This is a genomic window from Actinosynnema sp., from assembly GCF_052038725.1.
In genome coordinates this window covers 1-2,042 of record NZ_JBQGCX010001332.1, presented here as the reverse complement: position 1 = coordinate 2,042, position 2,042 = coordinate 1, and the positions used below count along the sequence as shown (strand labels likewise).

Annotated in this window: 2 protein-coding genes; both read right to left on the bottom strand. The window is 74.1% G+C overall.

All coding sequences use genetic code 11. The features are described 5' to 3' along the window. The coding region (locus ACTUAL_RS28145) for a methylated-DNA--[protein]-cysteine S-methyltransferase (RefSeq protein WP_440902355.1) at positions 1-490 on the bottom strand (490 nt) is incomplete at its 3' end. After that, the coding region (locus tag ACTUAL_RS28140) for a toprim domain-containing protein (protein WP_440902354.1) at positions 487-2,042 on the bottom strand (1,556 nt) is incomplete at its 5' end. The genes ACTUAL_RS28140 and ACTUAL_RS28145, both read right to left, overlap by 4 nt.

The following is a 2,042-nucleotide window of genomic DNA, read 5'->3' as shown; positions in this document are numbered from 1 at the left end:
GCGCCCCCTCCAGCTCCAGCAGCCACAGCTTCCGCTCCATCCCGCTCGCGTACCCCCGCAGCGACCCGGTCGACCCCAGCACCCGGTGGCACGGCACGATCAGGCTGATCGGGTTCCGCCCGTTCGCCGCACCCACCGCCCTGGCCGCCGTCGGCGCGCCCACGCGGACCGCCAGCGCGCCGTACGTCGTCGTCCCCCCGTACGGGATCGCCCGCAGCTCGTCCCACACCGCCCGCTGGAACGGGGTGCCGCGCGGGTCCACCGGCACGGTGAACTCCCTGCGCCTGCCCTCGAAGTACTCCGCGAGCTGCTGCGCCACGTCCGCGAACGCCTCGTCGTCGCGCTCGCCGAAGGTGTAGCTCTCCGGCAGGTAGCGCTGCTCGCACACGTACAGCCCGGTCAGCGCCCCCTCCGGGGTGGCGACCAGGGTCAGCTCGCCCAGCGGGCTGTCGAGCGTGGTGTGCACGCGGTCCACGTCCGTCCTCCTCACGTCGGCATGGTGTTGACCGGGTGGTCCCCGGTCGCCCACAGGTGCTGCACGGCGTACGCCCGCCACGGCGACCAGCGCCGCGACCTGCGCCCCAGCTCCCCCGCGCGGTCTGGCAGGCCCAGTGCCGTCGCGGCGGCGCGCACGCCCAGGTCGGTGGGCAGGAACGCGTCCGGGTCGCCCCAGGCTCGCATGGCGACCGTCTCGACCGTCCACGGGCCCAGGCCCGGCAGGGCGAGCAGGGCCGTGCGGGCGCGGGCCCTGTCGCAGTCTGGGCCGATGTCCAGGCCGTCCGCCAGCGCGGTGACCAGGTTCAGCAGGGCGGTGCGGCGGGCGCGCGGCATGGCCAGGGTCTCCGGGTCGACCTCCAGCAGCGCGCGCGGCGTCGGGAACAGGTGGGTCAGGCCGCCCTCCGGGTCGTCGACCGGCTCGCCGCGGTCGAGCACCAGGCGGGCGGCGTGGGTGCGGGCGGCGGCGGTGGAGACCTGCTGGCCGAGCACGGCGCGGACGGCGAGCTCCTGCGGGTCGGTGGTGCGGGGCACGCGCCTGCCGGGGGCTGCGGTGACGAGCGGGGCCAGCACCGGGTCGGCGGCGAGCGCGGCGTCGACCTCGGCGGGGTCGAGCGTGTGCCCGTACTGCAGCACGCCCATGAGCGCATCGCGCTCGATGGCCGTGTCGGCCGAACGCGGCAGCGAAGCGATGGTCACGCGGGTCGTCTCTGCCGGAGGGGCGGCCGGCGACGAGGATGCTGCGGGCTCGGCGGCTCGATCGCGCTCGCGCGCGGAGGCGCGGCTCACTGCCCGGCGCACTTCGCCGAGGTCTTCGCCGAGCCGTTTGGAGAGGAGGTGCTCGTACCGCGTGCGGATGCCGGCGTCGCGGATGTCGGCGACGATCGGTGCGGTGGAACGGAGGGCGGCGACGCGACCCTCGACGGAGCGGAGGTCGTACTCCGCGATCCGGCGGTCGATCACGAACTCGAAGAGCGGCGACTTCAGCTCGATCAGCGAGCGGACGGCGGCGTCGCCGCGCTCGAGGCGCAGGTCGCACGGATCGAGCCCTTCGGGTCCGACCGCGACGTAGCTGCCGAGACTGGAGCCGCGGGCCTCGGCGAACGCCCGCAGTGCGGCTTTCTGGCCCGCGGCATCCGGATCGAAGGTGAAGACGATCTCGCCCGACGCCTCGGACCCCACGACCCGCCCGACGACGCTCATGTGGTCGGCGCCGAACGCGGTGCCGCACGTGGCGATGGCGGTGGTGACACCCGCGAGGTGACAGGCCATGACGTCGGTGTACCCCTCGACCACCACCACGCGGTGGTCACGGCTGATCGACTTCTTGGCGAGGTCGAGTCCGTAGAGCACCTGCGCCTTCTTGTAGATCGGGGTCTCGGGGGTGTTGAGGTACTTCGGCCCCTGGTCGTCGTCGAAGAGCTTGCGCGCGCCGAACCCGATCGTCTGGCCCGACACGTCGCGGATCGGCCAGACCAGGCGCCCGCGGAACCGGTCGTAGACGCCTCGCTGCCCGCTGGAGACCAGGCCCGCAGTGCTGAGTTCCT